This window comes from Zemynaea arenosa (assembly GCF_004614185.1).
Lineage (GTDB): Bacteria > Pseudomonadota > Gammaproteobacteria > Burkholderiales > Burkholderiaceae_D > Telluria > Telluria arenosa.
Genome location: NZ_SPVF01000043.1, coordinates 1 through 6,781 on the forward strand (window position 1 = coordinate 1; position 6,781 = coordinate 6,781).

The window sequence follows — 6,781 nt, forward strand, 5'->3', positions numbered from 1 at the left end:
GTCCTGCTCGGCCTGGCGCTGGCGCTCGGCCGCCTGGCGCGCGTTGCCATCGGCACGGCGGGCATTGTCCTCCTGGGTCTGCTTGAGAAGGGCGAGACGCTGCTCCTGCTGGGCCCGGGCCTCGGCTTGCTGCTGCGCCTGCTGGCGCTGGCGCTCGGCCTGCTGGCGCGCTTCGGCGGCGCGGGCGTTGGCGGCGATCCCGTCCAGCATGCGCTGTTGCACGGCGTTGGCTTCCGCTTCCTTGCGCTCGTAGTCGCTGCTGCCACCCGAGATCAGATTCCCGATCCCCTCGGCCAGCGCCTCACGTTCGGCCTGGTCGCGTTCGCGTTTCTCGGCTGCGTATTCGGCGGCCTTGATGGCCTGTTCTTCCCGATGGCGCTGGGTCCGCTCGGCCTCGAGCTCCCGGTTGGCCTGGGTGTCGGGACTCCAGTGCGACGCACTGACGTATTCGAAATCGTTCAGGAAGTTCAGGCCGGTGGAGCTTTTGAAGTAGTACGTCTCCTGGAATCCTTCGCCCTCGGCCTCGATAACAAAGCGGTTGGTACCGGTCCACTCTTCACACTCGATCACCATGGAGCGACTGGAACGCAGGACGCCGCCGACGGTCTCGCAGTCCGGCGAGGCGATGGCCACGAGCTGGCCGCCGGTTCCGGCGCGCCGGAATTTGTAGCGGCCGTATACCAGCACGCTGCCGTTCTGCTCGGTGTACATCCTGAATTTCTGGTCCAGGTGCAGGAAAGTCTTGTCGATGTATCCGTCCAGCCAGCCCCACGACGGTGCTGCGCTCGCGGCGGCGGACACGGACGGTTGGACCGGGTTGGGCGCAGCACTTTTCGGCGGGTTCGCCACTTTGGCCGCAGCCGACGCACCGGCTTGCGCTGCTGGTCGGGTGGGCGGCACATTGCTCCGCGATGGCTGGCTTGCCTGCAGGGCCCCGCTCTCGGGAGGATCGGAGCGCTTGAAATGCACTGAGTACATGGCATCGTCGAGGTAGATGCCATCTCCTTCGGGCATCACATACCAGCCCGGACGGAACCAGCGGCCGGTCCCGAAGAACACCGACCCGTCGGCCAGGAACGAGTCCGGATACAGTTCATCCCCGTCGACGCGGATCTGCTGCGAGGCCGGGTCGAGGATGACGCGGTGGGTCCATCCTTCGAAGGGTTTGCCCTTGTATTGCGCATCGAAGCGCATGGTCTTCCCGGGTTCTTCCCAGCTGACAGAAAGCTTGAGCTCGGGTTCGATTACAGCCGTAAAACTGTGCCCTGGCAGCTGCGCGAGGAATCCCCAGCGCGCAGTCAGCGCCGGTTCGACAGCTGGGTCAGACCAGCTCAAAGGCGCCGGAACGGCCTTGTACATGTTGAAACCAAACGGAAGTTTGGTGACCGGTTCGGCCTGGACGGTGACCGAGCCGATGAGCAAGACGAGTGCGAGGAGAGACTTTGAAAGATACATGCGGCGTGTCCGTAACGGTTCGAGGAGAGCGGGCGCGGTGACTTGCGGGCCCGGGCCACAGGCGCGCGGACGTCACGGTAGCAGAACTATTTCCTATGGTCCATTCCCCAAATGAGGCACCGTCAGCGGACGTGACAAAGTGGGTACAAGAATGGAAAAAGCCTTGATCCCGAAGCAGGATCAAGGCTCCCTCTTGCGCGGACGGCCGCGTCAGTGCACCGCAGCGACGGCCCGGCGGCGCCTCACCAAGCCGGCGGCGGCCAGGCCCCATCCGAGCAGCGCCAGGGTGGACGGCTCGGGCACCCGGCGCACCGCTTCCGGTTCGGCGTAAAGGAAATCGTCCATCACCACCACGTCATCATTCGGATTGCCGAGTACACCGTTGGAGACGATCGTGTTGCGTCCGGAGGTCAGGCGCACCCGGCTGATGTGCTCGCCTGCGTTGGCCACGCCGCCCACGAAGCTCAGCCCCTGGTTGCCGGCGACCAAGGCATTGCGGGAAAAGATCAGGACGTTGTGTTCGTCGAAGAATTCAAGCGTGGTGGGTCGCCGGCCACTTCGACATCCACGAACACCACCGCGAAGGCGCTGGTGGTGGCGGCGGTGGCGGTGCCGGGCTCGAAAAACGTCACGTCCGTGATGTTGCTGCCAATGGCCGTGAACAGCCTTTGCGGGCTGAAGGTCTGGAAGTCGCTGGGGAAGCCAAACAGGGGCGGCACCGCCATGCCCGCGTTGGCGCTCACCAAGAAGGCCGTGCCGGGCGTGCTGAACACGACCCCGCGCGGCGAGTTCACGTTGAAGAAATTGGCGGGCAGAGGATTGGGATCGGCCACGGCGTCCGGCACGCCGTCCCAGTTGATCTCGCGGCGCAGGCCGCCGAAGGAGCCGTTCGGTCCCGCCACGGTGCCGCCCCCGACCGCCGCGCGAAATGCGTCCCGCGTGGCCGTGATGGACGCCGGGTCGGCGCCCGCGGTTTCGAAGGTGATGATGCCGGCCGCCGCAGGTAGCGCCGTACAGCACATTGCCAGGCAGGCACAAACATTGTGCAGTCTCATGAACCTTCTCCTTCGTGTGTGGTAGGGACGTGCTCGTTCTAGCATCGTCTGTGCCACCGCCGAGGGAGCGGGGTAAGCCGCTGTATTGATGACGTTTTTTTTGCTGCGGGCCGGGACCGGCACGAAAGCCCGGCATTTCTGTAAGATTCTTCGACAGCGCCCGGTCTGGCGCTAGGGTGTCAGCCCGTAGCCGCGCAGGATGCGGGCGTAGGTGCCGTCGGCCGTCATGGCCTGCATGGCGGTCTCGAAGCGGCGGGCGTCGGCGGGCGTGAAGTCGAGGGAACCGGCGAGCCAGGATTGAACGGTCGCCTGCGGCTCGCTGACCTGGAAGGCGGCACGGTCGGCCCGCTGGGCGACGCTCCAGCGCACGATGGCCGCTTCGCCGAACACCGCGTCCACCATGCCGCCCAGCAGATAGCGCATGCACTCGGCGGGCGAGTTGGCTTCCACGATGGTGCGGTAGCCCAGCTCCTCCAGCGTGCCGATCAAGGAAGACCCGCGCATGATTCCGATGCGGCGCGCCTTCATCCTGGCCGGTGCGCTGACGTCGAAGCGCGCCGGGTCGCGAACCAGGAACACGTAGCGTTCACGGTACAGGCGCGCGAGCCAGCGGAACTCGGTCTCGCGGCTGGCCACGCGGCTGAGTGGAAAGACTGCGCTCCGCGGCTCGGTTGTGGTCAGGACTAACGCGCGCTTCCAGGGCAGGACCTCGACCTGCGCGGGCATGTGCAGGCGCCGCAGCAGCTCCTCCACCACCTCGTGGAGCGCGCCGTGCCGTGGGCCCTGGTCCAGCACGAACGGTGGCAGGCTGCCGGTGCGGATATGGACCGGCGGCGTGGCCGGCCCCGCACCCTCGGGGCGCGCGCTCACGGCGGCCGCGCCGCCTGCCAGCAGGAATCGTCTTCGGTGCATGCACCATCTTAGCGCAGGCGTGCGGGAGCGCGCGCCCGGCGCAGCAGCACCAGTGGCAGGCCGCCTGCCAGCATCAGCCACAGCGGTGGCTCGGGAATCGGCTGGTAGCTCGTGAACACGGTCAGCACCGCCTCGCCGAGCCCGAGCTGCGCGTACGACTGCGCGGTGCCGTTGTAGCCGTCGTAGTAAGTGGAGGCGGCATCGGTATTCGCCAGCCCATGTACTTCCAGCGCCATGCTGCCCTCGTCGCGGTTGGCGATGCCCATGTCGAACGACCAGGGATGGTCAATGTCGTCCTGCTGCAAGCTGCGGTCGTCCCACGTGGTGCCAGTGGTGCGGTAGTCGCGCACGTCGATCTGCGCATGGTTATGCGCGTAGCCCACATCGCCCGTGGACCCGGGCGGGATGGCGCCGACGCGCAGCGCGCCGTCGTACCAGCCGTGCAGGACCACGCTTTCGATGAGGTATGGGCCGATCGGATTCAGCGCGAGCCATTCGTAGATCGTGCCGCCGCTGGGCCAATGGATGGCCTCGGACTGCACTGCGGTGATCATGCTGTCCAGCCGGATGTCCGTGCGGCCGGCCTCCTGCGACAGCACGGTGAACTGCGCGGCGACACCGGCGTTGCCTGAGTCAATGACCTCGTAGTCCAAGCGAAACATGCCGAGATCGGCGGACACCGAGCTTTGCGCCTGTGCGGCGGACCCGCACGCCAGCAGCACGAGAGCACACAGGGACTTGCGCATGATGAATCCTCCAGTCTGGCGGCCAGCGCCGCCGTGGGTGCTGCGCTCAATGCGGGCTGCGCCGCTCCTCCGCCCGCGCGGCGAGGGCGCGGCGCAGCAGCGACGCCGGCGAACGGCGTTCGACCAGCGTGGGCATCGGCGCGCTGCGCACCGTGAGCAGCGGCTGCAGCAGCTGCAGCGCGGCGTAGGATGGCCTCGCACCGGCTTCCACATACATGTCCGCATTCAGCTGCAGGATCAGCTGGCGGCGCGCGCGGATATTGTCGACGCTCAGGGCAAAGCGGCGGTCGGACGCGATCTGGCCCTGGTACCAGCGGCGCCGTTCGTCGAGTTCGCTGCGGTCGGGGGCGTGGATGCTGGCTTCGATGCTGGCGAAATTCGCCGCCCGCATCCCGGCCGGCAAGGGCTGGCCGCGCTTGGCCGCGGCGCCCAGCAAGGTGCCGCACAGCGTGCCCGCGAAATCGATGCTGAGCACGCGGTGGCCCGGCTGCGCGGCGATCCGCAGCAGGATCGTGACGGCGCGCGAATGACTGCCGTTGCCCTGTTCCTGCGCCGCCGAGGCGAGCGTCATGCTGTCCAGGCAGATGGTGGTGCGCTGCGGATTGCTGTCCACGATCGAGAACGCCGACGCCAGCGGCGCGGCCCGCGCGTTGCAGGATTCGTAGTGCAGGGTGAAGGGTTCGAACGCGACAGTCGGTTCAGCGACAGGCTGAGGCGGCTGCGGGGCGGGCGGGGGGCGGCGTAAAGCGGAAATGGCGGAACGCATGACAAACCGTGTTCAAGATTACAAGCAGAGGATTCTCCACAGTTTGGCGATGCTGTGCAGTGGAAACGTGTCAGCCGTGCGCGACGGAACCCGTGCGCGCGCTCTGGGTCTATAGTGAAAAGGAGGACCCATGAACGCAGGACACGAGATGAACAACGACGAGGATCGGATCGACCAGCTGAGCAGCAGGGTGGACCGCCTGGAAGCGGTCTGCCAGGATCTGCTTGGACGCGTGATCCGGATTGAAGCCAAGCTGGAGAACATGGTCACCAGGGCCGAGTTCCAGGAGTTCACTGAGCGGGTCTACGGCAAGCTCAACGAGATGGCGATGAACATCGCAGCGCAAAACCTAAAGATCGCCGAGCAAACGTTGATGATCGCCGACCAGAACCGGGTCATCGCCGAGCAGTACAAGGCAATGAATGGCCAGACGTGGAAATTCGTCACGGTCGTGATCACGGTGTGTACTGCTCTGGTCGGCGCGACGTACTACATCGTGCACTACGGTCCTGGCTAACGGACGTTACACGCGCCGGCGGCGGACCGTGCCACCGACCAGCATCAGGCCACCAGCCAGCATGGCCCAGGTGGCCGGCTCAGGCACCGCGACCGCCTCGGTGTACACCGTCAGCACCGGATTGAGCACATTCATCTGCGCAAACGACGCCGTGCTGCACGCGCTGCACGAGGGGTCGCTCCACGCGGTGGCCTGCGCCGCCGCCATCACCGACGTGGTCAGCCGCAGCTCGAACGCATCGCGTCCCTGCCAGTTCTGCTCATGAAAGTCGAACGGCTGGTCCGCATTGAGCTGCACCTGATGCCACATGCGCCCGCCATCGGTCATGGTCGCGCCCGGCGCCCACAGCTGCATGTCGAAGGTCACGCTGTTCTGCGCGCTTCCCGCCGTGGTGACCGTGGCCCCGGCCGGGGCCGCGCCGACCTCCATCTCCCCGGACAGCGTGCCCGACAGGCTGTACCCCGTGATCCGGTAGCCCGCGCCCGCCTGTAGTCCGAGCACCAGCGCATCCGAGAAGGTCTGCGCCGACCCGCCGTGATCGGCCGCCTGCAGCAGCGACGCCATGCTGTCCAGGCTCAGCTGCGTTTGAGTGGTCGAGCTCGACAGCACGGAAAACGCCGGTGCGCCACCGGACGGGGACATCGTGTCGCTGACGTACTGCAGCGAGAACGTGTCGAAGCTGGCCGAGGGCAGGGTGTCGGCGAAGGCCGCTCCGCTCGCGAAGGCGGCCGCCAGGGCCACGCAGGACAGGGTTGTACGCATGAAACCTCCATTGTTCGGGTATTGACGAAGATGAGGGGCGGATTCTCCACAGTTTCCGAACACTGTGCAGTGGAAACGGTCTCAACCGTGCGCGCGTTTCAATCGGACAAGCCCGTTTGTCCCCTTGACGTAAGATTCGCCACTCTGCAATACCTGGCGCTCTCGTCCAAGATGCTCAAGCTCGCCCGCCTGTCGTTTCGCCAGTTGTCGATCGGCGTCTTCATCGTGATCGCGCTGCTGCTCGGCGCGACGTCGCTGCACGCCCTGCACACGCTGGACCGCTTTGCCGCGCTCTCGCGCGCCGCGGCCGAACGCGCGGTGGTCCTGACCGCGAACGCTTCGCGCCTCGATGAACGCGGTATCGCGATGCAGCGCGCCGCGCGCCAGTTCATGGTGCTGGACGACCCGGCCTTCCGCGACCGCTACGCCGACGCGATGCGCGACGCCACCCGCGCGCTGGATGTGCTCGAGCAGGGCATTCCCGCCACGCAGTCGGTGATCGCGCGCCAGTGGCGCCAGTCGGCCAAGAACGCGCTGGCCGTGCTGCAGCAGCCCGGCCCCGCCGACC

At 66.6% G+C, this 6,781-nt stretch carries 7 protein-coding genes and 2 pseudogenes; 2 read left to right on the forward strand and 7 right to left on the reverse strand.

Annotated features, from left to right (window positions below; translation table 11 throughout):
• The 6 genes and pseudogenes from E4L96_RS03030 to E4L96_RS03050 form a co-directional block, all read right to left on the reverse strand.
• Positions 1-1,455, reverse strand: a pseudogene (locus E4L96_RS03030) (hypothetical protein); the annotation flags it as partial.
• Positions 1,456-1,665: 210 nt separating this feature from the next.
• On the reverse strand, positions 1,666-1,944 hold the full coding sequence (locus E4L96_RS24020) for a PEP-CTERM sorting domain-containing protein (protein ID WP_220433381.1): 279 nt from the start codon (positions 1,942-1,944) through the stop codon (positions 1,666-1,668).
• A gap of 17 nt (positions 1,945-1,961) precedes the next feature.
• Positions 1,962-2,510: a hypothetical protein gene (locus E4L96_RS24025; RefSeq protein ID WP_220433382.1), complete on the reverse strand. Its 549-nt coding sequence runs from the start codon at positions 2,508-2,510 to the stop codon at positions 1,962-1,964.
• A 171-nt stretch (positions 2,511-2,681) separates the two neighbouring features.
• Complete coding sequence (locus E4L96_RS03040; protein WP_135205758.1) at positions 2,682-3,422, reverse strand: substrate-binding periplasmic protein; 741 nt, start codon at positions 3,420-3,422, stop codon at positions 2,682-2,684.
• Positions 3,423-3,430: 8 nt separating this feature from the next.
• A complete protein-coding gene (locus tag E4L96_RS03045) occupies positions 3,431-4,168 on the reverse strand; it encodes a hypothetical protein (protein WP_135205759.1) in 738 nt (245 codons plus the stop codon).
• Positions 4,169-4,214: 46 nt separating this feature from the next.
• On the reverse strand, positions 4,215-4,934 hold the full coding sequence (locus E4L96_RS03050) for a hypothetical protein (protein WP_135205760.1): 720 nt from the start codon (positions 4,932-4,934) through the stop codon (positions 4,215-4,217).
• A 130-nt stretch (positions 4,935-5,064) separates the two neighbouring features.
• On the opposite strand from E4L96_RS03050, the gene E4L96_RS03055 reads away from it, so the two are divergent.
• Complete coding sequence (locus tag E4L96_RS03055; RefSeq protein ID WP_135205761.1) at positions 5,065-5,451, forward strand: hypothetical protein; 387 nt, start codon at positions 5,065-5,067, stop codon at positions 5,449-5,451.
• A 6-nt stretch (positions 5,452-5,457) separates the two neighbouring features.
• Here E4L96_RS03055 and E4L96_RS03060 read toward each other — a convergent pair whose 3' ends face one another.
• Positions 5,458-6,213, reverse strand: coding sequence for a PEPxxWA-CTERM sorting domain-containing protein (locus E4L96_RS03060; protein WP_135205762.1), 756 nt, complete (start codon positions 6,211-6,213; stop codon positions 5,458-5,460).
• Positions 6,214-6,384: 171 nt separating this feature from the next.
• Here E4L96_RS03060 and E4L96_RS03065 point away from each other — a divergent pair.
• Positions 6,385-6,781, forward strand: a pseudogene (locus E4L96_RS03065) (two-component sensor histidine kinase); the annotation flags it as partial.